At 39.3% G+C, this 25,340-nt stretch carries 35 protein-coding genes, 1 tRNA gene and 2 pseudogenes; 1 reads left to right on the forward strand and 37 read right to left on the reverse strand.

All coding sequences use genetic code 11. The annotated features are described in order from the left end of the window. Nucleotides 1–33 precede the first annotated feature (33 nt). Both BLR42_RS17945 and BLR42_RS17950 read right to left on the reverse strand, forming a co-directional pair. The gene (locus BLR42_RS17945) at nt 34–1,008 is read right to left on the reverse strand and encodes an MATE family efflux transporter (protein WP_091872130.1); all 975 of its coding nucleotides are present in this window, start codon (nt 1,006–1,008) and stop codon (nt 34–36) included. Continuing rightward, the gene (locus BLR42_RS17950; protein WP_207648572.1) at nt 957–1,238 is read right to left on the reverse strand and encodes a hypothetical protein; all 282 of its coding nucleotides are present in this window, start codon (nt 1,236–1,238) and stop codon (nt 957–959) included. Before BLR42_RS17950 ends, BLR42_RS17945 begins: the two co-directional genes overlap by 52 nt. Nucleotides 1,239–1,360: 122 nt before the next feature. Here BLR42_RS17950 and BLR42_RS17955 point away from each other — a divergent pair, with 122 nt between their 5' ends. Continuing rightward, entirely contained in the window at nt 1,361–2,233 is an 873-nt protein-coding gene (locus BLR42_RS17955) for a LysR family transcriptional regulator (protein WP_091872133.1), read from the forward strand. 235 nt (nt 2,234–2,468) lie between these two features. Here BLR42_RS17955 and BLR42_RS17960 read toward each other — a convergent pair whose 3' ends face one another. From BLR42_RS17960 to BLR42_RS18110, 35 genes and pseudogenes are all read right to left on the reverse strand, one after another. Then, nucleotides 2,469–2,945, reverse strand: a complete 477-nt coding sequence (locus BLR42_RS17960) for a pyridoxamine 5'-phosphate oxidase family protein (RefSeq protein ID WP_091872137.1) — start codon at nt 2,943–2,945, stop codon at nt 2,469–2,471. A 7-nt stretch (nt 2,946–2,952) separates the two neighbouring features. Next, nucleotides 2,953–3,273, reverse strand: a complete 321-nt coding sequence (locus BLR42_RS17965) for a DMT family transporter (RefSeq protein WP_091872140.1) — start codon at nt 3,271–3,273, stop codon at nt 2,953–2,955. A 305-nt stretch (nt 3,274–3,578) separates the two neighbouring features. Next, nucleotides 3,579–3,878, reverse strand: coding sequence for a C-GCAxxG-C-C family protein (locus BLR42_RS17970; RefSeq protein ID WP_278289403.1), 300 nt, complete (start codon nt 3,876–3,878; stop codon nt 3,579–3,581). 6 nt (nt 3,879–3,884) lie between these two features. Then, nucleotides 3,885–4,346 (reverse strand): GNAT family N-acetyltransferase, encoded by a 462-nt coding sequence (locus BLR42_RS17975; RefSeq protein WP_170832863.1) that lies wholly within the window; start codon nt 4,344–4,346, stop codon nt 3,885–3,887. A gap of 105 nt (nt 4,347–4,451) precedes the next feature. Continuing rightward, nucleotides 4,452–4,637: pseudogene (locus BLR42_RS17980) on the reverse strand (ArsR/SmtB family transcription factor); the annotation flags it as partial. Between the two features lie 319 nt (nt 4,638–4,956). Continuing rightward, on the reverse strand, nt 4,957–5,172 hold the full coding sequence (locus tag BLR42_RS17985) for a hypothetical protein (protein WP_091872151.1): 216 nt from the start codon (nt 5,170–5,172) through the stop codon (nt 4,957–4,959). 168 nt (nt 5,173–5,340) lie between these two features. Further along, nucleotides 5,341–6,462: a Fic family protein gene (locus BLR42_RS17990; RefSeq protein WP_242879419.1), complete on the reverse strand. Its 1,122-nt coding sequence runs from the start codon at nt 6,460–6,462 to the stop codon at nt 5,341–5,343. Between the two features lie 323 nt (nt 6,463–6,785). Next, on the reverse strand, nt 6,786–7,700 hold the full coding sequence (locus BLR42_RS17995) for a Fic family protein (RefSeq protein WP_091872153.1): 915 nt from the start codon (nt 7,698–7,700) through the stop codon (nt 6,786–6,788). Nucleotides 7,701–7,854: 154 nt separating this feature from the next. Then, a complete protein-coding gene (locus BLR42_RS18000) occupies nt 7,855–8,193 on the reverse strand; it encodes a DUF3784 domain-containing protein (protein ID WP_091872156.1) in 339 nt (112 codons plus the stop codon). Between the two features lie 79 nt (nt 8,194–8,272). Then, nucleotides 8,273–8,554, reverse strand: a complete 282-nt coding sequence (locus tag BLR42_RS18005) for a hypothetical protein (RefSeq protein ID WP_091872159.1) — start codon at nt 8,552–8,554, stop codon at nt 8,273–8,275. 46 nt (nt 8,555–8,600) lie between these two features. Then, nucleotides 8,601–8,804, reverse strand: a complete 204-nt coding sequence (locus tag BLR42_RS18010; protein WP_091872162.1) for a helix-turn-helix domain-containing protein — start codon at nt 8,802–8,804, stop codon at nt 8,601–8,603. A gap of 236 nt (nt 8,805–9,040) precedes the next feature. Beyond that, nucleotides 9,041–9,538 (reverse strand): GNAT family N-acetyltransferase, encoded by a 498-nt coding sequence (locus BLR42_RS18015; protein ID WP_139165205.1) that lies wholly within the window; start codon nt 9,536–9,538, stop codon nt 9,041–9,043. 17 nt (nt 9,539–9,555) lie between these two features. Beyond that, nucleotides 9,556–10,134 carry a DJ-1/PfpI family protein gene (locus tag BLR42_RS18020; protein WP_091872167.1) on the reverse strand — a complete coding sequence of 193 codons (579 nt, stop codon included), beginning with the start codon at nt 10,132–10,134 and terminating at the stop codon, nt 9,556–9,558. A 98-nt stretch (nt 10,135–10,232) separates the two neighbouring features. Beyond that, the gene (locus BLR42_RS18025) at nt 10,233–10,697 is read right to left on the reverse strand and encodes a GNAT family N-acetyltransferase (RefSeq protein WP_091823956.1); all 465 of its coding nucleotides are present in this window, start codon (nt 10,695–10,697) and stop codon (nt 10,233–10,235) included. Between the two features lie 50 nt (nt 10,698–10,747). Beyond that, a complete protein-coding gene (locus BLR42_RS18030) occupies nt 10,748–10,981 on the reverse strand; it encodes a PhzF family phenazine biosynthesis protein (protein WP_242879420.1) in 234 nt (77 codons plus the stop codon). A gap of 31 nt (nt 10,982–11,012) precedes the next feature. Beyond that, nucleotides 11,013–11,102: pseudogene (locus BLR42_RS24260) on the reverse strand (4-oxalocrotonate tautomerase family protein); the annotation flags it as partial. Between the two features lie 14 nt (nt 11,103–11,116). Further along, nucleotides 11,117–11,551 carry a GNAT family N-acetyltransferase gene (locus tag BLR42_RS18040; RefSeq protein ID WP_091872175.1) on the reverse strand — a complete coding sequence of 145 codons (435 nt, stop codon included), beginning with the start codon at nt 11,549–11,551 and terminating at the stop codon, nt 11,117–11,119. Between the two features lie 265 nt (nt 11,552–11,816). Beyond that, nucleotides 11,817–11,981: a hypothetical protein gene (locus BLR42_RS22985; protein WP_170832864.1), complete on the reverse strand. Its 165-nt coding sequence runs from the start codon at nt 11,979–11,981 to the stop codon at nt 11,817–11,819. 480 nt (nt 11,982–12,461) lie between these two features. Then, nucleotides 12,462–12,534: transfer RNA gene (locus tag BLR42_RS18045), tRNA-Ala, on the reverse strand. 124 nt (nt 12,535–12,658) lie between these two features. After that, entirely contained in the window at nt 12,659–13,024 is a 366-nt protein-coding gene (locus tag BLR42_RS18050; protein ID WP_091872178.1) for a GNAT family N-acetyltransferase, read from the reverse strand. Between the two features lie 178 nt (nt 13,025–13,202). Continuing rightward, the gene (locus tag BLR42_RS18055; RefSeq protein ID WP_026498250.1) at nt 13,203–14,120 is read right to left on the reverse strand and encodes a magnesium transporter CorA family protein; all 918 of its coding nucleotides are present in this window, start codon (nt 14,118–14,120) and stop codon (nt 13,203–13,205) included. Nucleotides 14,121–14,257: 137 nt separating this feature from the next. Beyond that, nucleotides 14,258–14,338, reverse strand: a complete 81-nt coding sequence (locus BLR42_RS24265) for a macro domain-containing protein (protein ID WP_369094663.1) — start codon at nt 14,336–14,338, stop codon at nt 14,258–14,260. Between the two features lie 34 nt (nt 14,339–14,372). Then, entirely contained in the window at nt 14,373–14,546 is a 174-nt protein-coding gene (locus BLR42_RS22990; RefSeq protein ID WP_207648573.1) for a hypothetical protein, read from the reverse strand. Between the two features lie 212 nt (nt 14,547–14,758). Next, a complete protein-coding gene (locus BLR42_RS18060; protein ID WP_091872180.1) occupies nt 14,759–15,400 on the reverse strand; it encodes a phosphatase PAP2 family protein in 642 nt (213 codons plus the stop codon). A 60-nt stretch (nt 15,401–15,460) separates the two neighbouring features. Next, a complete protein-coding gene (locus BLR42_RS18065) occupies nt 15,461–16,270 on the reverse strand; it encodes a CPBP family intramembrane glutamic endopeptidase (protein ID WP_091872183.1) in 810 nt (269 codons plus the stop codon). Beyond that, the gene (locus BLR42_RS18070) at nt 16,233–16,598 is read right to left on the reverse strand and encodes a CPBP family intramembrane glutamic endopeptidase (RefSeq protein WP_091872186.1); all 366 of its coding nucleotides are present in this window, start codon (nt 16,596–16,598) and stop codon (nt 16,233–16,235) included. Before BLR42_RS18070 ends, BLR42_RS18065 begins: the two co-directional genes overlap by 38 nt. Beyond that, entirely contained in the window at nt 16,585–17,727 is a 1,143-nt protein-coding gene (locus BLR42_RS18075) for a M20/M25/M40 family metallo-hydrolase (protein ID WP_034444456.1), read from the reverse strand. Before BLR42_RS18075 ends, BLR42_RS18070 begins: the two co-directional genes overlap by 14 nt. 32 nt (nt 17,728–17,759) lie before the next feature. After that, complete coding sequence (locus tag BLR42_RS18080) at nt 17,760–19,040, reverse strand: hypothetical protein (protein WP_091872189.1); 1,281 nt, start codon at nt 19,038–19,040, stop codon at nt 17,760–17,762. 489 nt (nt 19,041–19,529) lie between these two features. After that, the gene (locus tag BLR42_RS23815) at nt 19,530–19,664 is read right to left on the reverse strand and encodes a hypothetical protein (protein ID WP_278289402.1); all 135 of its coding nucleotides are present in this window, start codon (nt 19,662–19,664) and stop codon (nt 19,530–19,532) included. Between the two features lie 377 nt (nt 19,665–20,041). Continuing rightward, nucleotides 20,042–20,755, reverse strand: coding sequence for an acetolactate decarboxylase (locus BLR42_RS18085; RefSeq protein ID WP_091872191.1), 714 nt, complete (start codon nt 20,753–20,755; stop codon nt 20,042–20,044). A 268-nt stretch (nt 20,756–21,023) separates the two neighbouring features. Continuing rightward, the gene (locus tag BLR42_RS18090) at nt 21,024–22,511 is read right to left on the reverse strand and encodes a hypothetical protein (RefSeq protein ID WP_091872194.1); all 1,488 of its coding nucleotides are present in this window, start codon (nt 22,509–22,511) and stop codon (nt 21,024–21,026) included. 45 nt (nt 22,512–22,556) lie between these two features. Next, nucleotides 22,557–22,880, reverse strand: a complete 324-nt coding sequence (locus BLR42_RS18095) for a hypothetical protein (RefSeq protein ID WP_091872196.1) — start codon at nt 22,878–22,880, stop codon at nt 22,557–22,559. After that, a complete protein-coding gene (locus BLR42_RS18100; RefSeq protein ID WP_091872199.1) occupies nt 22,877–23,443 on the reverse strand; it encodes an NUDIX hydrolase in 567 nt (188 codons plus the stop codon). Before BLR42_RS18100 ends, BLR42_RS18095 begins: the two co-directional genes overlap by 4 nt. Next, nucleotides 23,430–23,801: a hypothetical protein gene (locus tag BLR42_RS18105; protein ID WP_022762051.1), complete on the reverse strand. Its 372-nt coding sequence runs from the start codon at nt 23,799–23,801 to the stop codon at nt 23,430–23,432. The genes BLR42_RS18100 and BLR42_RS18105 overlap by 14 nt, the downstream gene beginning before the upstream one ends. A 405-nt stretch (nt 23,802–24,206) precedes the next feature. Then, nucleotides 24,207–24,998, reverse strand: coding sequence for a hypothetical protein (locus BLR42_RS18110; protein ID WP_091872201.1), 792 nt, complete (start codon nt 24,996–24,998; stop codon nt 24,207–24,209). Between the last annotated feature and the right edge of the window lie 342 nt (nt 24,999–25,340).

Here is a 25,340-nt window from a genome sequence, read left to right on the forward strand (position 1 = left end):
ACCGTTGCCAAATCGCAATAGGGTAAGATACGCTTAAGCCGCATGGCATGAGGGCTTAGGCGTATTCAGCGAACCACACTCATGCCAGAAGAGCCGAATAAGTCCATTATTAATTCCATGAACACCTACAGTCACAACTCCCTGCATGCGGGCGCATATTCCAAACACCGCAACTGCTGTGGATGAAAATGATATAAGGATCGAATTCATTCCTATATTCACGAAGGATGTAAACACCTGAACGACGGTTGAAGGTATTCCGACCCTCAGGATGTGTTTGACGCTCTCCATATCGGGTCTTAGTGTAAATGAGAATGGTATCTCTTTATTCCATCTCTTGTTTATGATCACTCCTGCCAGAAGGCCCATACACTGCCCTATAACTGTGGCAATTGCTGCTCCTGTTGTCTCAAGCCTTGGAATCCCGAACATTCCAAATATGAAAATTGGATCGAGGATCAGATTTGTAATTGATGCAGCTGACAAAGTAAAAATGAAAAGGCTTGATTTTCCGCTGGCTATTACAAAACGGTCAAACACCCACTGTCCCATCTGTCCGAAGGAAAAAATCATGCAAATGGTCAGGTACTGTCTTCCGTATCTTGCAATTACCTCATTACCACCTGCCTGCCAGTCATAGTACATACGCACGAACAAAAGACAGATAACAGTATTTATTATCCAGCAGCATATTGCTATGAATATGGCGGCATTTGCTGCGTCCTTGACCTTGTCGGGGCGCTTTTCACCCAGTGCTTTGGATATTACCGCATTTAGTCCTACCGCATTTCCAAGACCAAGGGATGAAACGGTGAGCTGAACCGGTCCCGCAAGTGAAAGCGCCGTCAGCGCATCTTCTGAAATTCTTGACACAAAAACCGAATCCACAAGGTTATAAAGTGAGTTGATAAGCAGGCTGAACATAAGAGGAATTCCTGTAGTGATCACAAGCTTGCTTATCTTTTCTGTTCCCATGATATTTTCGCCGGATGATATTTGTTTTGCCATAAATCCCTCCTGAATTTCTTTTCTTTCTGAATCTGTCGTATCAAAAAATCCATGTTGTCTACTTTTTTCTGGCTGTCATGAAGTTCATCCATGAGGTGACATCGGCATTTCCTGAGCTCTCGAAGAAGTGTATCTGTATCCCCTTCTTCATACATCTTTTTCATAAAGCTTATTTCTTTCTCATTGCAGCCCATGTCTGAAAGGCTTTCAAGAATCTTTTCTGTATCCATCTTTTTTGCTCCTTCTGATTTCATAGTAAATCCTTGACCAGGTTTTCGCTAATGAATAAAATAAATATCATGATATTCACTTTTGGAATAACACATAAATTGTCAGCTTTAGGGAGGTTTTCATGGAAATAAAAAATCTCAGATACTTTCTTGCAGTTGCAAGGGAAGAAAATATGTCAAAGGCTGCTGAGCTGCTTCATGTATCGCAGCCTACTCTTTCAAAGACATTAAAAGCATTAGAGGAAGAACTTGGAAAAAAGTTATTTGTCAGGCATAGCTTCAGTATTTCACTTACTGATGAGGGGATGCTTTTGCGTGACCGTGCTCAGGATCTTGTGGCCATGTCAGATAAGATCGAACAGGAATTTAACTCCCTGGATGATATAACCGGTGGGGATATTTACTTTGGACTGGCTGAGAGCTATCAGATCAGATATCTTGCCAGGGAGATCTATAAATTAAAAGAAAAATACCCTAATTTCACTTATCATATAACAAGCGGAGATACTGAGCAGGTTACTGAAAAGCTTGATAAGGGTATTTTAGACTTTGCTGTACTATGTGAAACACCTGACAGCAATAAATATGAATATGTAAAATTCCCGGAAGCTGATGTGTGGGGAGCAATCATATCTTCATCTCATTCCCTCGCCAGGAAAAAGTCCATCCGGGTCTCTGACCTGATAGGACAACCTCTATTTGTCTCTGAACAGAGCTGGAGCAATGAAATCAAAGCGTGGGCCAATGACAGATATCCTGAACTAAAGCTTGAGGGTTCCTTTAGACTTTCTTATAACGGCTCTGTATTTGCAAGAGAAAACCTTGGAATACTTCTTACATTTAAAAATCTGATAAATACTGAAGGAACTGACATGGTATTCAGACCGCTTTCACCTGAACTAAAATCAGAGCTGTATCTGATATGGAACAAGTATCAGACCTTTACTCCTATTGCGGAAAAATTTCTGGAGCAGATAAAAAAGACTTTCAAGTAATTTTCATGAAGGTCACAGCAGTATGAAGCTATGACCTTCTATAGTATAGTGTTCTAATCTTATACGTCACGTAACAAATCTGTAGCCACATCAATCCATACCTGCACCTCAGCGGCAGCAAAAAGTACAACCATCATAGCACCATATATTAGTGCCAGGCAAGCCTTGCACCACATGAAACCAAAATAGATTTCGCTGTCTTGCCAGTGACTAAATGTCAATAGTAACGTCTGTATTAAGACTCATTAACCAGTTTCCCCGTCATATGTTCAGAAATGAGTTCGAGGCACTGTACTCTCGGCAGTGCATTTTTCAATTCCTTTTGTAAATACTCTTCATCATCTGTGAACTTCTTTGTGAGATGGGTGCATATCTTTATTGCAGTATCCTCATCCTCTACAAGCTTGATTCTGCCAAATACAATTACGCTGTTGATATTTAAAGCCCAATCGCCGTCCTTTCGGTAGCCTTCATCCCATGTACAGAAACTAGCTTTGTCGCAGGCCTTGATTGCGTCAATCTTGTGACCTTCCTTAGCACCATGAAAATAAATCTTCCCATCCTCTTCACAGTACCACTGGTCAATTGGTAAACCATATGGATAACCATCCTCACCAATCAGGGATAGTACTCCGCGCTTTGCATTTTTCAATACTTCAATGCACTGTTCATCTGTAATCTGTTGCTTAAATCTTCTCATCTTTCTAAACATAGTAACCTCAATCCTTTGCTAATATTTTTAATCCTGCAATTCCAACTACAATAAGAATAACACATATGACCTGTGGAACTGACAGTTTCTCATGAAAAAGAAAAATCCCAAGCAGCGTAGTACCCACGATTCCCATGCCTGTCCACATAGCATAAGCTGTTCCCAAAGGAAGCTGCCTAAGTGCGATCGACAAAAACACAGCACTGGCTATATATCCCACACCGGTAATAATTGATGGGATAAGCACCGTAAATCCGTTAGACATTTTCATTGTTACAACCCATGTTATTTCAAGAGCACCTGCAATAAACAGATAAATCCACTTCATTAGAAAACCTCCATATAATAAAATACGCCATTCCCCTACCTGCTAAGACCTAACGGTAAAGGAATGACGTTAATCCCATTACTCGGTAGCAATGGGCGCCTTTTTAATTCAACTGTTCTGATGTTACTTAATAATTACGGTTCTGTCAATCACAAAACAAACTGCACAAGGGCTCTCTCATTCCCGCTTTAACTTCCGGGATAACGTAGTTCGGAATCTGCAAGACTTCATGAACACATTCATTAAATTCATTCACCTTGCTTTTCCTCCATCAAAATTCCGTATTTCTCCTCTGTACCAATTGCTTATATTTCCATATCTTCCAGAATATCAACCGCGGATTCTACCATTCTCGGACAAATATCCTTAAAAAGTCCATTTTCCCGGGCATAGAGCATCCCCGCTTCGGAGGATATGTCACAGCCAAGTATATCCTTGCAGATATATGAAGCATTCTTTTCTTTGAATCTTTCCATAAACTCAGCAGCCTTGGGATAAGCAGTTGCTTTATAGTCGGGTCCGTCTCCGTATTTCAACCCGATCACCATGATTGCCCCGGATACAGCACCACACACTTCACCTTCCATATTACCACCAAAGACAATTAGTAATCACCCATACGGATATTCCTTGCTAAGATCTATCCTCATTGATACAATACCATTTTCCTCTGATAATTCTTCGTATCCCAAACGTTTATATAGGCTATATCCAATTCTCATAACTACCGGTTTCGTTGTGAAAATCAATTCCTTAAACCCAAGTTCAAAAGCCTTATCCGTCATTGCTTTGAGCATTATCCTTGCATATCCTTTTCCTCTGTATTCCGGTCTGATAAACAGACGCTTTCCTTCACAGGTTTCGTCGCTTATTTTCTTTATGGCAACACAGGCAATGGGTTTATCTTCTTCATATCCTACTATTATCGCTCCACCTGAATAATACCCAGGCAGATCATTCAATTCCTTATCAAAAGAAACAAAACAGCTTTCTGCCCCTTTGATATGCGAATACTCAACAAAAAGCTCTTTCACAATATCTGGATTAGTACACTCTTTCGTTTCAAAAAGCATAGTATTCTCCTCCATATCCCTGCCATCTTCTATAAGAGTTTTTCAACGTCCTTCGCTTTAAGAACTTTTCCGGCTGAAACTACTTTTCCATCGATTATAAGAGTTTCTATCGTTAACAAGGCCTGAATCCACCAGTATCTTCATGTGATGAGAAAGAGTGGGCTGAGTAATATCAAACTTTTCAAGAAGTTTGCATCCGCACTTCTCCTGATCAGAAAGCATCTTAACGATTTCCATTCTGTTGGGATCACCAAGAGCCTTGCATATCAATACTTCATCTAATTTAGCCATAATCCCCTCCTCACATTGATATTCGTCTATGTGTTGATGGTAACATATACATAGATACCCGTCAATGTATTATTTCAAAATAGAGACAGGGGTTGTAAAACTCTGTCTTATCATCATCCATTATCCTGAAATATAGTTTCCGATATGACATATCAAATGCTAATACATTTCCTCTCGTATTTTTCTCATCCTCGCCCATACATTATCGCCATAGTTGCTGAGCAAAACCGTTATCATTCCATTATTGGGATTATATTCGGAGATGGCGCTTACTCCATCATCGCATCCCTGCATATACACATAATCTTGCCCCTTAGGATTATATGTATTCTTCTGTACCGTCTGCCTTTATCAGTACCCTGTCCAGGATAAGCTTAAGCGTATCACTATCAAATGAATCAAGATCCACGACAGCCTTCAGCTTTTTCTCCACTTCAATGCTGGCATTCAGGTTATACTCTCCTGTCGTTTTTCTTTTTTTAATTTCCGTAAGAATGCTTCGCAGCTCTTCCAGCTTGGAGGTGACATCCTTCATCAATGATAAGCCTGTGCTTGTCCTTGGGGTCTGCCCTCACAGCATAAAATCCTGGTATTGGGCAAGAGAAAAAGCATTTGCAATACTGCACATGCCCTTTATATAAGAAAAAGCCCTGAATATATGCCTTTTATTGACATATATAAGAGCCCTTTTCTTCACATTTATTTACTTTTTGAAAAGATATTTACCTTTTCCCTTTCCCTTCATAGGATATATAATTTCCATATCAAGCATCCGCTTAATCAAAGCTGATGCCGGAGATGCTGTGATAGATAGTGTTTCCATCACTTCCGATCTTCCAAAAAATGATTCATATCCATATTTTTTAAACAAACTGATAATATTATTCTTTGTTTTGTTTCCTATCTCCTCCGGGATATGAATGTCCTGTTTTTGTTCCTCAATGTCCTGTTTTTTATCACCAATGTCCTGTTTTGCTTTCTCAATGTCCTGTTTTTCGAAATATCCACTGATATGCATATTTCTGTTATGCAGTTCATTATGCTCACCAAGTAAAAGATTTCGCATAAATGATTCCAAATACTCAGTAGTAGCATGCACTCCCTTTGAATAATCGTTATAATTTGCCCTTACAAGCGCATTTCTAAAGTACCATGCATTCTCAGCAAATATATCGTTAGTAACATCAAATCCCATTGTCCTCAGATATTTGATAAAGAAAACAGCGGTCGTTCTTGTATTCCCCTCCCCAAAAGCATGTATTTGCCATAGGTTAGCGACGAATCTCGAAAGATGTCTTATATCATCTCTGATATTATCATAAGAATACTCATATTCCTTTTCGGTCTGTAGATCATACTCAAGTGTAGCTTTCAAATCCAAGGCATTACCATAAGGTACAGATGCTCCATCCAGTACCCATTCTTTTTTAGAAATATTATAATCCCTGATTTTTCCGGCATGGTCATATATTCCTTCAAAAAGTCTCTTATGAATACCAAGATACTGAGGCAGTGAAAAAGTGAATGCATCATCAGACAATATGGCTGCTATTCTTGCTGATACGCAGTCTGCTTCTTTTGTCCTGTCAGTATCCTTTGAATTTGATGTCTCATAATAACTCTCAATGAGCTTCTCTGCTTCTGAGATGGTTATTTTTCCTTCAATATTATTTTGCGCGGTATCTTTAAGATAGTCTGAAGTCTTAAGTCCATCAACAGCCTGAAGTCCAACAGCTGTATACCAGGCATAACCAAGTTTTCTCTTATCCGGTTCAACATGCCTTATATATTCCTCAAAAGGATCTCTTTTTATATCCTCACCCATCTATAATATCTATCTCCCATCTGTTTCATTTAAGAAAATTATACAGATGAATCCGTCTTTTGTCATTGAAACCGAAAAGTCATTTTTATATGAATATGTTCACATTTTATTCTGTTACCTCTATCACTTCATACACATCATCTTCCTTAAGAACCAGCTTCTTTGCTGTTTCAAGCCCACAAACGATAACTTGATTCAATTACATGATACCACCCGTTGTTAGTTTCTGCTAACCATATTCATAATTGAAGGCCCATATCATTGATACAGGCCTAATCATTATTGTCATTATTATCTTCAAATTTTCCGTTCCATATACTATCTCAATCATGCTCAATTTCTAGTAAATCAAGAAGCTTTACAAATGTATCCTGTCCATCAAGACAAGTATCTATGAGCCATCCTTTTTCATTTCTCCACTCCTTGAGACCTCTGTAGTAATAATTCTTCTTGGAATCCTCAATGATGAATGGCACAATATTGTGTCTGAGGCATTCCTTTAATGCTACAAGCCTTCCTACCCTTCCGTTTCCGTCCTGGAATGGATGAATATATTCAAACTCAGCATGAAGTGCTATTATATCTTCTACTGTTACAATCTTTTTTAAATTATACTCTTTAAGAAGTGCCTCCATATGCTTATGCACTTCAGATGGTTTCGAAGTCTCTCTGCCCCCTACGGCATTTGCACGTTTTTTATAATCTCCAACCGCAAACCATGATAAAGTTGAATCCTTTGTATCATGCTTTATTATGTAGTGAAGCCTTTTGATTATATCCTCTGAAAGTTCTTCCTCTGCTATATCTATTACATAATCAATTGCGCGGAAGTGATGCACTGTTTCAAGAATATCATCAACAGGAACGCCATCGCCGATATCAACTGTATAAGTTTCGAAGATATGCCTTGTCTGATCTTCTGAAAGCTTACTTCCTTCGATATGATTGGAATTATATGTCATTCTTACCTGTAGCTCATGATAGAGCCCTCCAGGAAGCTTTATATCTTTTTCCTCACGAAGCAACTGCAAGATTTTATTATCTGAAACACTTTTCATTAAAAAGTCAGGATCTTTTCCGAGATATGCTGCTATCTTTTTTATGCTTCTTGGCGACAACTTCTCACCCTTTGCAATTTTAGCCACAGTCCTTGTAGACAGACCAAGCTCAGTTGAAAGCTCAGTCTTACCAATTCCTCTTTCCTTTAGTGCATTTTCCAAACCTTCATATGAGATCATATTGTACTTCCCTCCATAATCTTTACTTATTTTACCTTTTGGTCTCCGAAAAGTAAAGATTATGAAAGACTTTTGTATAAAAAGTAAAGCTAAGAAAATAGCCAGTCCTGCAGTTTTACAGAATTGGCTATAAGTACATTCTATTCGAATATATCTAATTAACCTCATTTTGTTTGTTAATCTTTAAAGTTGATATTATTGCATAAACTATAACAATAATAAAAAACGGGATTTCCAGAAAGAACAATATACTATTTTGCAACACAACGGCTAATCCGATAATAATAAAAATGATGCTCAGCAAACAAAAAACAACCGCAGATTGCCTGTAATATGGTTTCTTATTCATTGTCTCTCGCTGTGTTTTTGAAGCATATATATACGCATTATTAAACAAGTATCCGCGTTCGCCAAAATGAAATATCGCTAAAAATATTAATGCTATGGCAATCATGAAAACAATTATTGATACTATTAATTCACCTTTGCTCATTTTTATTCTCCATTACATATACCATTTTATCCTGAAAGATAACACGCTATCACATCATCCCGACAAACTTGAATTTAGATCACCATATCGCCATAACGAAAAATGCAAGTACGTATATTCCCACAATAATTGCAGTTGAGATCCAATCAAGAACTCCCAGAATCTTCACCGCCTTATCCTCTCTCGCTAATTTTCTCCCTATAAAAAAGGCTACAAACCCGAAAAACGCAAATATAAAAACTATCATCGTGATAATTCTTAAAAATGGAGAGTCTGCATCTCTTTTAAGTAGCAAAAGTGCAGATATCACCGATAATACCGGGATTAATTCAATTATTACTGCTGTTGTTCGCTTCATCATTTTTCTCTCTCCATTTCTTATATTGCTAGCACTATAATACAACCTTTTATTTAATCTTTTCCTTATTCGCTCTTATCAATGTGGACTTTGAAATCCCTGTCATAGCCGCAACTTGATTATAAGAGTTTTTCTTGAGCATAGCCAGAGCATGTTCCATTTGCTGCGGAGTGTATTTATTTTTACGACCATCTCTATAGTTGGGGTTCTGTCTTGCTATTTCTCGGCCTTCCTGAGTGCGCTCTACTATCATATCTCGCTCAAACTCCGCAAATGCAAGAATGTTACATTATCCTCATTACTTTCACGATAAACATCCATCAATTTTGGAAAATCTATTGATTCTAATGTATAAAACTCCAGTAATTTCATTTAAACTCTCCAAATAATATATTTCATTATGCAAATTTTCCGCCCATAGAATCAGTCACAGCATCAAGCGTTTTCTCAGAAGGATTAAACTTCCCGTTTTTACTATTACTCATATTTTTAATATACTATTCCGTCAGCATTCCATTTCAGAACTGTTTCGTATCCAAGTTTTTTATACCAGTTTTCAATATGGGTATAATGTATCCACGAAATGTCATATTTTTCTTTTTTTAGTATATTAGTAGCTCTTCTGACCATCTCGAGTCCAATACCCTTCTTGCGATACTTTGGAATGGTTCCTACGCATCCTGGTCCACCGACTTTAAGATTATCATGTGTTCCAAAATCACTTAATATACAGAATGCAGCTACATAATCGCAGCCTTTTTCTTTCACATTTTCCGGATTTATAGGATAATGGACATTGTAAAGAATCCCTTTGTCTCCGAACATATCCTCTATATAATCCTTCTCTATATGCCCGCCTACAACTTCAAGGCAAATCATAACATCATCATCACCCTGTACGATTTCTTTCTCCCACAAATACTTGCACTCAAGGTTCATGAAACATTCAGCGACCATCGGTGCTTCTATCCATGAAGCTTTCTCCACAGTAAGCCCTGATGAAGTTATCCCATTGCATTTGCAACAATCTGTGCCCTTTCACTTCCCACAAGCATGCCTAATAAGGCAATTGCAACATGAGAAGCTGTTTCAGGACAAAAACTGGTTATTACATTTTCATCAATCACAACACTCTGATCGGGTATCACCTCTGCTCCGAATTCTGCAAGCTGCTTCTGCCTTCTACCATCTCCCAAATGATATGTTGTAGCTTTTCTTCCCTTAAGTATTCCACTTGCTCCAATCGGAAGAGCTCCTACACAGATAGAAGCGATAAATTTATGAGAACGGTCAAACTCTTGTATGAGATTTAAAAATCTTTCATCATACGCATCTTCATAAAAACCGAATTCTTCAAATCCACCGGGGATAGCCAGGGCATCATATTCGGAAACATCTATCTCATCATAGGTCTTATCAACCAAAATCGGAATTCCGAATGTAGATACAACAGTCTTAGAAAAACCGGCAGTAATGACTTCAGTCGCTAAACCATAATCATTTCTCGCCCATCCCATCACATCGACAAACGGTGCAAACTCCATGGTTTCAAATCCCTTACAACAAAAAAGCAATACTTTCATACATTTATTTGCTCCTGTTCTACACTAATATTTTTCTTCATGGCTACAACAAGTTTTTCCGGAAAATGCCCGGAAGACCAATCTACCGAAAGAAATTGTTAGTCCAGCATCTTAGCCATACATATAGCTCCATCCAACTTATCATATGGAGGATAATTATCTATTAATGTATAGCCACGACTTTCATATAGTTTTACAGCATCCTGCATGATTGGTCTTGTTTGTAGAATAATTTTCCTAAAACCACGTTCTTTAGTTCTTTCTTCCAATAAATCCATCATTTGAGCAGCAATATGCTTCCCTCGATATGTAGGTTCTACCCAAACGCGCTTTATTTCCACTGCATCATCCGAATAACTTTTTAAGCCTGCACATCCTACCGCAACAACATCATCATAAACTATTAAAACATCCTCTATACTTTGCGATAAATTATATGGAATGAACGCTTTTCTTTTTTCTTTTCCGCCAACAATTTTGCTGTAATACTCTTCAGTCTTTACATAAAAAATTTGAAATGCTTCGTTATTTCCATCTGTCCAAATGCATCTAAACTCCGACATAATATTTCCCCTACAAGCTACGATTTGCCTTAGTCAGTTTTAACTGGAAGTTATAATTCAACAGCAATCTCAGAAACTGCTACTAAAGCTGCTTCTCCGCTTATGCTTATTCTTCCGTTTCCAAGCATCTCACAATGAAGATGTCCACCTCTTTTGGATGCCTGATATGCATGAATAGCGGATTTTCCAAGTTCTTTTGACCAGTAATCTGCTATCTGGCAGTGTGCAGATCCGCAGACGGGATCTTCGGGAACCATGAGTTTCCGGTATATCTTTAATAGCAACAGAAACGCTTGAAGTCTTGCAGCCTAATGTCTCTGCTATTACCAGTGCTATTTTCTCCGCACACTCTGTTTTTTGCTTGTCAGTTCTTCCCTCAAAACATTTGATTTCTACGTGAGGCATAATTTCTACCTTCCTTATATTTCAATCATCTTCTGAATGCCATTGGGTATTACTTCAAATCCCAGTTTCTCATAGAAGCCTTCTTTGCCCTTCGCAGATACTCCCCCTATTGTTGTAAATATCCCGGTAGAGGAATTCTTCGCAGCATAGTCCACGAGATGATTAACAATCATTGTCCCTATTCCGAGTCCCTGATATTCCGGCAAAACTATTATTTCCTGCAGGTACCAGTACATCGCACCGTCACCCACAAGTCTGCCCATTCCTATTAGTTTTCCTTCTTTCACTGCAGAGACATTTAAAAGTCCATTCTGAAGGACCTTCCTTGCATGTGGGGCAGGAATATCTGCAAAACCCGTAGTGACTCTAAGTTTTACAAAATCCTCCGGAGTCAGAATATTATCAATGAGTTCAATTTTATCCTTAATAGATATTTCCCCATATACCATAAGCGTCCTCCAACAAAAAACATATTTCTAATATAACAGAAAAAGAGCCATTTAACAGTAAATTATACTGTCAAACGGCAATTTTTCTGACATATTGAACCTATTTTCATAAGTCGATTATCTTCTCTGTAAGTGTATCACAAATCCCTTCTACAACAGTTACTGTAAACATACCGGCCATCATTATTACTCCTACAACAAGGAAAATAATGATTTCTTGGTATCTATTTCTTCTTACCTAAATTCATGCCTTTCATGATTTCATCTATTTTTTCCTGCTTTTCTTGATTCTGTGATGTTCCTCTTTTATACATCCGTTTCTTCTCCTTCCACGAATCATTGTTTTTCTCTTTTTCCCTTCCAGAAACTTCTCAAGGTCAGGTCCTTTTCTAAGTTGCCTGATCTGTTCCTTCTTTTTTCTCCACTTCATCAAGTTTCTTACTTCTTGGCATGGGTGTAAATAATTTGTCTCTCACCCACGGACATCAAACCCAGGATAACACCTATTCCTCCTCGATTTAAAAAGCGCTATGTATCTGATTCAAAACCAAATTCATAGCACCATGTATAATCACATTATTCAGTTGTCACAATATCGTTTATATGCTAAGATTCTCCTATCAAGAAAATATAAGGAGGAAATCGGTATGGATACAACAATGATTGCAGTAATTGCTGTTCTTTTGTGTTGTTGCGGGGGCCTTACACTCAAAAGAAAAAACGATTCTAAGAAGCAGGATGAAAAGACCGAATAATCATCCATCTTCGTTTTAACGTATAACAGGAGCCTCACCGGCTCCTGTTTATTTTGTGCATCCTCATTCTCATGCTGTATTAACATATGATGTATGCAACATCTTCCTCTTGATCAGTTTGATCCCAACTCGGAAAATGAATATTCCAATATTGATGGAGCATACGGGACTTGAACCCGTGACCCTCACACTGCCAGTGTGATGCGCTCCCAACTGCGCTAATGCCCCGTTTTCTTTCACAAGTATTACTATACTGTAAAACATGAAACCTCCAGATTTTAAGAGTACATTTTGTCACGATTATACGCTATTTGAAATATTCAATCAAACATACTATTCTGAAACATATAACTTATAAAATCATTCTCATAGAAGCCACGCCATCAGTACAATTTACTTCTTCAAATCCCATGCGCTTGTATAATCCATATCCAATGCTCATCACTTCTGGTTTGGTGGTAAATGTGATCTCTTTAAAGCCTAATTTTCTGCTTCTATCCAACATCTCATTCATAAGAACTCTTGCATAACCTTTGCCGCGATAATTTGGCTTAATATACAGTCTTTTTGCCTCACATGTGTCTTTATCAATACGCTTAATCGCTATAGTAGCTATAGGATTCCCATTTTCAAATCCAATCAAAAGAGCCCCATTTTTATAATAAGTATCAAGATCAGCTAAACTCTTTATCCAATGATACAAAGCAGCTCTCAGCATCTTTAATCTCTGAGTATTCCCTTATAAGCGTCTTCGCAACTTCGTAATCCACACAATCCTTTATTTCAAACATACCTCACTCCGTCTCTGATAGTAAGTTTTACTGCAATATTAACATCCTAAAATCCGCTTTGCGGATGATGACTCCCTCCTGCCATTCATATGCCTTTATTCCTGTTTATAGCCACTTCTTTTTCCTGAAGAATAGCAGACTGACCAATACTATTAAAATGCTAATCGCAATAACCACAGGATATCCCCATCTCCATTCAAGCTCAGGCATATATCTAAAATTCATTCCATACCATCCAACTATAAGCGTCAAAGGAAGAAATATTGTTGTAACTACTGTAAGCACAGTCATTATCCTATTCTGTTTTATATCAAGATGGGCCTTGTAAAGATCCCTAATCTGCATGGTATAGTCCCTGATTGCTGTTGAAGTATCATGCAGCCTGTCCATTCTATTAAGAAACAGCCTGAAATATCTGATATTTTCCTGCTTGAAAAAGCTGTTCTCATTTTCTTCAAACTCCTGCCCTAAATCCATAAGTTGCTCGTAATGAATCCGAAGATCCCTGATATTACTCCTTATCTCATTAACTCTGCCGGACGCAATTTTTTCATCTTCATTAAGTATGGCATTTTCCATGGCATCAAGCTCTTTGTCATAACGTTCCATGAGTCGTAGATCATCCTTCACAATCTGGTCAAGAAAATCGTAAAGAAATCTCTCAAGGGAAGGCATACGCCATTTCTTAGTGTTTTTAATCCTTTTTATCAGTTTTGCTGCAGCACCGGAATCATCGATAAATACGATTCCCTTTTCATCAAGAGCAAAGGCAAATCTGCTACTCTCTCCTGACATGTTGGTTCTATCAGGAATTACAAATGAACCTGTAAGTGAGTCATAATTCACCTCTGCCTTTGTAGTCAGGATATCTTTATCTTCTATATCCATATCAATTCCCATATCAAATATGCCACTACAATTCCTCCATTCCTCAAATGTAAGAATTGCAACATACTGATCTTTTGCGTTCTTTATCTCTTCTGCTGTAACTTCTTCCAGCATTTCCTTAATCAAATAAAACATCGGTTTTCCTTCAACATTATGTTTTTAACTATTTTGTTCTTTATACTTTAAGATAATTTTGAACTTTCAATCTCTATTATACATAAATTGAGCTCTAAAGCATTACTGCTTCAGAGCCCGAATAATTCTATTTGTCCTTATTGTATCGCTCCGTCCACTCCGCCTCCGCCAAGCAGACTTGAATTTGCCGCATTAACAATTGCATCCCCGCAAATCATAACAAGCCTTACTTCACCTTCTGATTTCTGTAAATCATAGCATATTTCCAGGCCTGCTCATCCTTCCTGTCCATCCAAGGCTCCTTGCCCACGTCTTGGTCTCAGCCTTTTCCTCCGGATCATCACCTGCCAGTGTCTCAAGCATTTCATAGAAAGCTTTGCACGTTGTCAGGTCTGCATTGGTCTTTCTGTCATATTTATCCATCACGGTGATCTTTACTCACCAGCCATCGCCATATACAATACCTATCGCCGCAAGCTCAGCTACTCCCAGTCCTCTTGATGCGATAACCCCATCACAAAGAGACCCTATAGAACCCGCCAGAAAGAGCAACAGGGCAATGACATATCCGCTGTTAAAAACACCGATAAGAAAAGATTTGTTTCCGTCTTTTTAAATACCAGGCTTAATCATAATCCTTACTTTTCCCTATTCACAGCCTGTAAAAACGCTGTGCTCACAACCAGGTAAATAATGTAAGTGATCAGTGTTCCAAAGCATATATCAGAAAGAAAATGGTTTGTCATATGAATTCTGTTATAGCCGTAAAGCACAACAAAGCATGCTGCAATCACAAAACAGACAATATTCTTTTTCTCTGAACGTTTTTTAAGAACATCCGAGAGCATTGGCAGCGAAAACATCATGCTTGCTATTGTCATATTTCCGCTGGGCCAGCTCTTATAACTGTCATTTGATCCGGCGAGATTAGGAATCATCTGCCACCAGTTCCTGAACTCCGACATTGGGTCATCAAGGGTTATCCGGTACTTATATCTTGGTCTTGATGCTACCTGCTTGAGCCAGAGGTTTGTATTATCGGCTACAATCCCGGCTACCAGAATAGCTGCACCTGTCATTATCAACTTGTCCGGACTCACATCATCAAATACACGATAGCAGACAAATGGCACCCAGGCATACAGTACTACCCAGAATCCCCAGCTTACTACTGATAAAAGCGGTGATGCATCTCCCGCTGTATATCCAAACAGCTCTCTTACCTTTGATCCGTTGTAATTATTGCTGTAGTAAACAGCCATAACTTTCTTGTTATCCATTCGTCTTATCTCCTCCGATGCTTTATATACCTTCCCTCATTTTTCCTTCTCCGATTGAATTCAGTTGCTCCACTTGATCTTCCATATATTCTCTATTGTATCCTGTTTAGTCTTTCTGATAAGATAGCATCCTGCTACAAGAAGCGTCACCGAAACCGCCAGTATAATCACATAATACGAAATACCAACATTCCCGCTATCATAAACTACAACGCCCTTTTCATTGATGGTTGGATCTGTAACAAAATTGATAAAATCATACACAGCGTGAGCAATCATTCCCGGGATTACCGAGCCGGTCCTCAGATATATTCCGGCGAGAACAAAACCGCCACAGGTTGCCATGAATGCCTGTATCAGAGTCATGACAGGATCTGCTCCTACGAATATATTTGTCAAATGGAGCGGTCCGAAGATGACAGATGAGATAATTACTGCTGCCACTGCCCTATTCTTCACCTTCAGATATCTCATTCCTATAGGAATAAGCATCGCCCTGAAAATGGTCTCCTCACTAATGCCAGCCATTAGTGCCAGGCACACGAAAGAAACTGATGGTTTGAAAGCAAGTCCACTATATATAGCATTTATGATTATGCATCCGATAATAAGGATTGCCATCGCAGAGGATACCATAAGTATCTCTTTTACCGGAACATGAGCCTTAAACACGCCATCAAATTCAGGCGAAAACCACTTATTATAAATGATCAGAAGAACCAGGGACAGAGCGGAGACAATAAGTGCGCTTACTACTCCCTGTGGCTGGCCGCTCAATTGAGTTAATAAACCCAGAGGAACTGTCAGTATCATTGCGATTACAGCATTTTTTTCACATAATGAATGTTTCCTTACTTTTTTGTTTTCCATAACCAATTCTCCTTACCATTCTCGCGCCATCTTCACCGGTATTAATATACGATGAACCCGAATCTCCAACCGGAACAAACAGGCCTTCTGTATAACCTGCAAAAAAATCAAACAGTCCGTGAGCCAGGCCGCAGGCCCAGATATTTCTTGTCTTCCAATACAGTATAAGGAGGGCCAGACCAAAAACGCCTGATTCCAGTGTTTTGGCGACCGCCTGTCCCCATGCAACAGGCGATGAGGGATCAAATCCCAAAACATGTACAGCTCCGAATACCAGTGAAGAAAGAGCAGGAAGAAAGATAACTATATCCCAATCATTCTGTCCAATCCAGAACCATAAGAATCTTAAGCAGTTCTGCGAAGCTGACTATTTCCTGAACAGTTGTATATTCCTCAGTTGTATGTATGTTATACATAGGACCGTATATATTAAGACCGTCCATCCCGTGTTTTATCAGAGAATTTATATCACTTCCGCCATAGGACTTCTTCGCCAATGTTTCCCTGCCCTGCTTCCCTAAAGCTCTTTTATACCTATCCAAAGCACTTCCCGCCCGGGCTTCGGGATCTTTCCTGTATACGGTGATTCTTTCTTTTTTATCTATACAAAGCTCTGCACCTGCACTCTTCGCCTCTTCAGAAAAAACGCTTTCCACATATTCCATTGTCTGATATGCATCTTCATGGACACCGCTTCTTATCTCACCTTTTATGAGGCAGTTTTCCGGAACAGCGTTGGTCACACTTCCGCCTTCAATAGTACCGATATTCAGCGTTGTGTGATCATCCGCCCATCCCTGCTTTATTCTGCTGATTGCAGCTGCAGCTACTGCGATCGCATTTATTCCCTTTTCGGGCTCATAACCTGCGTGAGAGGCCTTGCCCTTTATATGTACTTCGAATGAAATGAGGGTCGGTTCGCAGGATGAATAGACTCCGTATTCTCCGCTGCAGTCAGGAGCAAAAGCTATCCTGGAACGAATCTTTGAATAATCAAGAGCTGCACTTCCAAGACCGTAAACCTCTTCTGCCACTGTAAACAGAAACTCTATTGGCGGATGATCCAGCTCTTCCTCCAAGACTTCAGTGTATGCCTCGATAATACCTGCTATACCAACCCTGTCATCTGCCCCCAGGACAGTAGTATGGTCACTTGTGATGGTTCCATCATCATTTAGTATGATCTTTTTATTATTACCCGGAGCTACGGTGTCCATATGTGCACAGAACAGAATAGGCTCAGAATCTGCATACTTTCCCCGCCCCTCCGCAAATCCATATAGATTTCCGCAGTTACCTCCAATCTTACCGGCTGTATCATCCTCGCAAAGCTTTATTCCCAGCTTTTGAAACTCCGCCACAAGATAGTCAGCAACCATCCGTTCATTAAATGATTCTCCGTCTACCAACGCAAGTTCTATAAATCTGTCTATTACTCTCTTGTCATTCTGTTTCATAGATTAATCTTTCTAATTGCTATTAAAAAATATTATTTTGCAGGCAGTTCATGTTTTGGCAACCGTTTGGGAAATGGTCCTTCTACTGTACATGGAACCCCAACCCTGTCCAACTCTTCCCGCAGTAGATTGATATATTTATCAGTGTTTATCAGCTGCATAAAGCCAACAAAAATCTTGTCTGCCATAGCTGTTATTTCTACTGTAAAATGCCCCTCGATGATAAATACATAAAACTCAACGTAATCGGCAAGTTCTCCCCAGTCCATCTGTCCTGTGTAGTTTGCTATAAAACTACCATGCTGGGCATCTTTACCTGTAGCAAGGCTATTGTCTGCCATATACTTTCTTTTTGCTTTAAGCCCATGCTCCCTGTCCACCGCTTCATACAGCTCAAACAGCTTTCTTACCTGCTCATGGCTGACAGACGGATCAGTCTGGAGGATCATCTGCCCTCTGGTTCTTGTCCCTAATTTCTCCAGATCTCCCTTCAGGTCATCCCTGTCATAATCCACGTACACGTGACTCAAGAAGTCGCAGTGTGTATTGGGAAGTCCCACGCTGTCGCGCATATTATGCGCAGCTTCTGCTACTATCACTCTGTCCTTTTCAGGGAACACTCTGTCCAAAGCCCTTGCAAAAATAATAAAGAAAAAGAACAACACGCTGGAATCATTAGCCTTTATGACTTTCAGAAGATCATTTTGATCAACTGTAAGAACCGTATAATTAGGGTTTCTTTTAAATGGATTAAAAAGCCCGTTAAGATAGTCCAGACCAAGAACAGGCGCCTTCTGGAACTTTCTCTTATAGACTGGCGCTTCTGTTGTCAACATATCCATCGTGGGTTCTGATGTTTCCCCTGGGAGCAGATCGTCATCCGGTTTTCTGACTTCCGGTGCATATGGTTCCACGTTATATTTTTCTTTGATATACTCATACACATTTGTCATAACCCACGGAAGAAATCCCTTTCCACCACACATTGTATGACTTATGTTAAAAAAAATATCATTCCCCGAACAATCCACAAAAATAAGGTGGTTGTTTACTGCATCACTACCAACCTTTGGCATTTTCTCTGCTGTAGGCATAACAACTATTCTCTTATCATTCGGTACAAGAACGTATCCACCGTCCTCATCAACAGAAACTCTTACAGCAAAGTAAGGGTAGCGCCTGATAGCAGTATTTACCGCCTGCTCAAGGACATCAATATCCACAGGCTCCTTCATTCTTACATGGATGCGAACAGTATGTGCAAAGCGCTTTTCGCTCTGATAAAGTCTGTAGGTGTCAACACTGTATTTCATACCTTTTATCCCCTCCTGTTGCTTTCATATACTTCATCTACATCTTTTCTTCATTTCCCACCGCCAGCAGTCAGCCCTCTGACAAAAAATCTTCTAAAAAATGGGTAAACAATTATTATAGGCAGAATTATCAGACTGGCCAATGCCATTCTGAGTGACTGCGTAGGTACATCGCCCATAACAGCACCACTTTCTCCTTCCATAAGCAGGCAACCTATGGTATAACTTACTTTTGTTCCCGATTCAGATTTTAAATATCCTCCCTAATTGTACTATATTCCGATTTTTGATAATCTAAAAAATACATAAATAATGCATTGCTACAAAAAAAGATGTACACGAAAGTCATAATTTCCATGTACATCTTTTTCATTTGAAGTTACCTGAATATTTCGGGCTGTGAGCCCACCTAGTTCGCAATTGAGCCCCACCTATTCACACAATAGCACCACTATAATTTCACAAAATTCAATTCACACTTCAGCACCACTATATATCGTCAAGTGGAACTATCTTTCCGGATTTGGGTATCTGTCTGTTTTTTCCGGCATCTGTTTTAAGGCCTCCTACCATGTAGCGCTTGTCAAGGAACACACTGTTTGTTTTTAATATGTAATAATTCATGCAAATAGGACTCAAGGTTAGTCTCATAAGACAATCTTGAGTTTAAAATAATTGTGTAAGTATTATCAGGGTTGCTGATTAAAAAACTTTAATTTTGATAGGAAGTCATAATGAACGAATTATTAAATATTGATTTTGACAAGCAAACAATATCAGCCAGAGAACTTCATAGAAAGTTGAATATTGCTACAAGGTTTAATGACTGGTTCCCACGTATGTGTGATTCAACATGTCTTTTATGGATGCTTGTGAGTGAATATCCGGCGAAAAACTGACTAATAGGACCAGACGCGCTTTGTTGTAGCTGATATCTCTACCTCTTCGCCGAGGTCGTTAGTTCCTTTTAAGACTCTGCCTGTATATCTGATGTTTTTACTTTACTCGACGGACTTTATCTCGCTTTCCAGATCCTCTTTAAGAGAATAGGTATCAAAAGACGCTTCTTTTGGAAGATTTATGTGGATACTGGTAATCTTATCTACTCTGGCTGTTCCTTTGATTATACTTGCATCAAAAACATGCCCGCCTTTCGTTCTGTCCTCGGAAAGAAAATGAAGATGCCATCCCGGCATATTTATTCCATCCATATAATCTGGAAAATATACACCCACCAGAGATCCCCGGATATTCTCAAAAAGAAACGATTGCTGCGTGTGGAGAAGAATCTCTTTCAGCCTGATATGGTGCGACCTGTAAGGCCCCTCTGATCTGGCATCGATTTTCCCAAACTCTCCGTCAATCCTGACAATATGCATACTGTTAAGCCCGAATACCTCTTCGATCTTCCTTGTCAGTTCTGTCTGAATTGAGGCAAAATTCGGCATGTCATTAAGCTGAAACTGCTGATTGCCATAGAGCCTGGCCACAGCAGCAAAGGGAATTCCCGTCGAAGGATCAACCTCTGTTACATTCCCGAACTGATCTGACCTGTAGCAGTGTCCATCCATGACGATCATCTCACCGTTCACATCCTCAAATGTTCCCAGCCCGGTATCACCATGCTGAATTAGTTCGTCTACATTTATCACCGTCCGGCTGTACCCAAGAATTAGCGCCTGAAGTGTCGACACCTGATACATAGTATTTTCCATTTGGTATTTCTCCTCGTTTATATGTACTTCCATTATAACATTTTAAAGACAGTGATTTATAGTCGATAATATGATACGGCATGTGAATATATATTCGGCTCTGCAAATAAGCGATATCTATTTTCCCAATCAATATTTTCCTGCCCCATAAGAACAAAAGTCGTGCCAAAACCGCAACTCTTTCTGCAAATGTCATATGACTTCTGCAATAAAGAATACGAAATAGACACGACTTATTTCTAATTCTATTAGATTATTTAATAGTAAATCAGAATTCTAACAGATGATGCTTTGTTAAATAATCAGACATTTTCAGCCACTCTATTCCAACCTGTCTTGAATCCCATTCGTCCATAAGTGTTCTCCACTCATCATCTGATATTTCACTTTCTGGACGCCTTGCTGCTTCATCTATATCAGAATAGGGTCCAATAATATGCACAGGTCTTTCCCAGTATCCCAGGAACTCCTCTTCTATAAAGCCCTGACTGCCCCAATCTGTATCTTCATCAACCTGCAACTTCTTACTGTCAAACCGAAGTCTGGATGTCCCACTATAAGCAGCTCCGCTACTTCCTGTTTCATATATATATCCATCTGATCCAAGCCAGTGAGTATCTCTGCTTCCACCTTCACAAATCTTTACTGTTCTTCCATCCACCAGGGCATAAGCCCTTTCAAAAACATTATCCGGTACCCATTCATTGTATTTTAAAGTGCCAAATATAAGCTCAAAGGTTCCATCGCAATCCAGATCGACATAAGTATAACCAACATTATCGAGATTGAATCCAAAATCCATTTCATAATATGAGCCTGTTTTGACAACACTGTTTCCTTCATTATTCTTTAGCACAAGACTATTTGCGGTATACTTCTCTTTTGATCTATAGCTCTGGTTCTGCCATTTCATCACTTCATTATAAGATTCAATGAAATTGGAAAACGCACCTGCATACAACTCATCATATTTTTCAATGATGGAGGCATCTGACAGCCTGTATGTATAGACACCGTCTTTTTCTTCAAGGTACGTGCGATCATATCCCTCTTCCTGTGATTTGCCTGCTCCCGCAGTACTATCCTCAGCAGAAGCCTCATCAGAACTGTTGTCTAAACCATTCTGTTTAACCCCATCAGCTTTTTCATAAACATCGTAAATTGTGCCATCATCAGGCATTGAATCATTTATATACTCGCTTAGATCCTTAGCATATTCAAATGCATCTCCCTTATCCTCGAATATTCTTACCTCTGTACGTGGTAACATTCCCTGCGGTCCGGCACCGGTAACGTATAGTTCTCCTACAATTACCTCATCCTTCTGATCTTCATTTATATCCTTGAATGCAACAAAAGAAATGTCCTCAAAAAGCCCCCATTCTCTGATGTCGTTTTCGTAAACAGAAGGCATTTTGTAAATCACCTTCTCATCATCCATAAGGTAAAACGTAGCATCTGCCAGAGGATCTTTATCTTTATCAGGCAGACAGGATACAAATCTTACGTCTCCCCATCCATTTAGCTTGATATCAAATGACTGTTCCTCTATGATTTTGGATGTGTCTAATCCTAAAGCACTATTATCATCCTCAGCAGGTTCTTCAACGCCTACATCATCGTTATTATCATCCTGAACCACTTTATCAGCGCTTGCCATGCTACTATCCTCATTGTCTGTAACAGTTTCATTTCTATTACCGCATCCAGCCACAAGACATAATGCAAACACAAATAATACTACTCGTCTTTTCATGTTTCCCTCATTACTCACTGTTCAAAACAAGCTATAGACTAAAGTTTAATCACATCTGCTAAGAGAAGCGCCGCCACTGTACTTCTCTGAAAACTCATCCTCGTTCCATGTCTCATAGTATTCCAGGATATCCGCATCTTCTTCAGAAGACTGATACGTGTACTGTACTCCGTTATCAGACTCTGCCTTAATCTTGTATCCTCCAGTCTCCAGTTCCTCGAATAGCGAAATACTATCAAAATGATCCGGAACAAAATCATTATTTTCCATATGACCATAGATTATCTCTGCATCTTCTTTTTTCGCACCACATCCTACTGTTCCTATTACCATTATCAGCACAAGCGCTGTCACTACTATTTTCTTCATCTTAGTCTCTCTTCTTTTTCCTTAAGATACTTCATTACTATCTCAAGCCCTTCCATCGGAACACAAAACGTGCCATCCCTGTGCATGCATCCCTCGTGGACCTCATCGATGTTAAACCATCTGACCTCTTCCACTTCCTCTGTCTGAAGCTTCAGCTTGGAAATATCCACCGGCTTCTCATATACATAAACAAAAGCCACTTCATTGTCCTTAAACATTTTTCCATGGAATTCCATCTCATACTTAATATGAAACTTCCCGGCAAAAGTAAGATCTCCGGCCAGAGTTTTTATTCCAAGCTCCTCAAACAGTTCTCTCTGCGCAGACTCAAGTGGCTCATCACCAGCCTGGATATGTCCTGCCGATGAAGTATCATACATCCCAGGAAAAGACTCTTTTTCAGCACTCCTCTTCTGAAGAAGGACCTGATATTTTCCTCCCTCTTTTCTCACGATCCATATATGTGCTGTCCTATGAGGAATACCATTGTCATGTGCATCACTTCTGCTTACAGTATCCCCGGTCGGAATGCCGTTATCGTCAGTTATATCAAATATCTCCATTTTTCACTGCCTCTTTTCTGTTCCTGATGGCAAAAACAGCTGTACCAACTCCCGCCAGTACAAGCACGAATATTCCATAGACCATCGCAATGAAAGCTCCGACAATAGGTGTCTCAAAATCAGAACTAACAAAATAGTAGTAATAATATGTACTTAGTATCATTCCGGCAACGCATGATATCAGCAATAATAACGAAGACAGGAGATACTCCTTCATGCTTTTAGCCATAAAAACATTCATTATGACAAATGCCGCAATAACTATCATCCATATGGGATTAATATCAGCCATTCCGAGCATATCCCTAATCACAAACATTACAAGGGGAATTAGATTTAACCACTTCAAGAACTTCACTTTTTTCCTCCGCCAACAATTATTCTTTAACAAAATATATCTCTACCATTTTACACCATTGCTATCATTACAAAAACTTACTTTTACCCATTTAAGGCATGCATATTCCAGCCTACCTGGAACATAAAGAGTTGTCCCTAGAGGATGGTGTTATCTGCATCAGGCTTGATGACATGAGAGAAACTATTCTGACCTTTGCGTCCGTATAGATTTTCATAAAACACAAAGATATGCCGTTAAAAAGGTGGACAGTCACTTCAGCGATGTCCACCTTATCTTATATTTATTATTTCAGCTTCATGCCATCTTTATCGGCATTTATCAGATAGTGAATGTTGCTCCATATAAAAACAGCTGCGGATTTTTAACTCCACAGCTGCCCATCTTATAATTCCTTGCCGCCTCTTATAACAACCTGGGTACAATATAGAACAACAGAACAATCAGCACTCCCAGTAACATATGTTTCAGTCTGCTGTTATCCACTTTACTTGGGCTGTTTATCATTTCCGTTCTAATAATATATCCGGGATAGTTTACCGGTTTGTTTTCCGGAACAAAGTTCTCCCTAACAGCCTGTCCATACCATGTAGTTCCGGCATTATCCATCACATATCTTTTGAATCTCTCTGCGCTTTCTAAATCATTCAGCACTATTGCTGCGCGGTACAGATAGTATTGCCTTTCAACTTCATCCATAGGTCTTTCCTGTGGCGACTGAAGAACAGAATATACCTGTTGAGGCGCATTATTTTTGAAGCAATTAGCATATGCACCATACATTTGCAGATCACCAAATATTTTATTGTTCCAGGTTGTATGTCTCACCTTGGGATAAATCACAGATGCCTCATTTGCGCAGGATATAACCGTATCATAGTCGTTATAATACAAGGCTATGTAATGTTTTAAATGCAAAGCCAAAAGCATATTATAAGCAGTTGTTGATGACTCCTGCATAAGAGCAAGGCACTTTGCCGCTTTATCAATCTTGCCCAGTCTGAAAAAAATGCATCCAAAATTATACTGTGTCACGCTCCAGAGCATTTGTTTTCTCAGAGCTGTTGGTACAAAACTCAGATATCTTGATAAACCTTTATCTGGCCAGCATTCTCTGAATGCATATCTGTTTAGTTCCAGATGAAGTACCTTTTTCTGCTTTATATATGCTAATGCAGAGATTATGATAGCAGCCATAACCCCCTGAAATACCAGATCGTTATTAGGAATTATTCTTCCTCCCTGAATTATGATATACTCTCGGAATCTATAAGCCAGTAACAATGCGGCTTTCAGATTCCTTTTTTATTAAAATCCCCCACTTTTTTATCAAAAAACACTTGACATTTACCTCCAAAAATGCGGCGCTTCGCGCCCTTGTTAAAAAGGAAGTGTCGTTACGGCGCGGCCGTAAGTTTTTTGATTGGAGGGCGATTTTATGTTACCTGTTAATTGTGGCAGTCATGCCGACTACCAAAACTTTGTTGTTGAAAATCTCCGCAAATATTACCCTGATCCAGATGCTATATCTCAAAGCAC

Origin of the sequence: Butyrivibrio sp. INlla16 (assembly GCF_900104155.1) — a bacterium.
Lineage (GTDB): Bacteria > Bacillota > Clostridia > Lachnospirales > Lachnospiraceae > Butyrivibrio.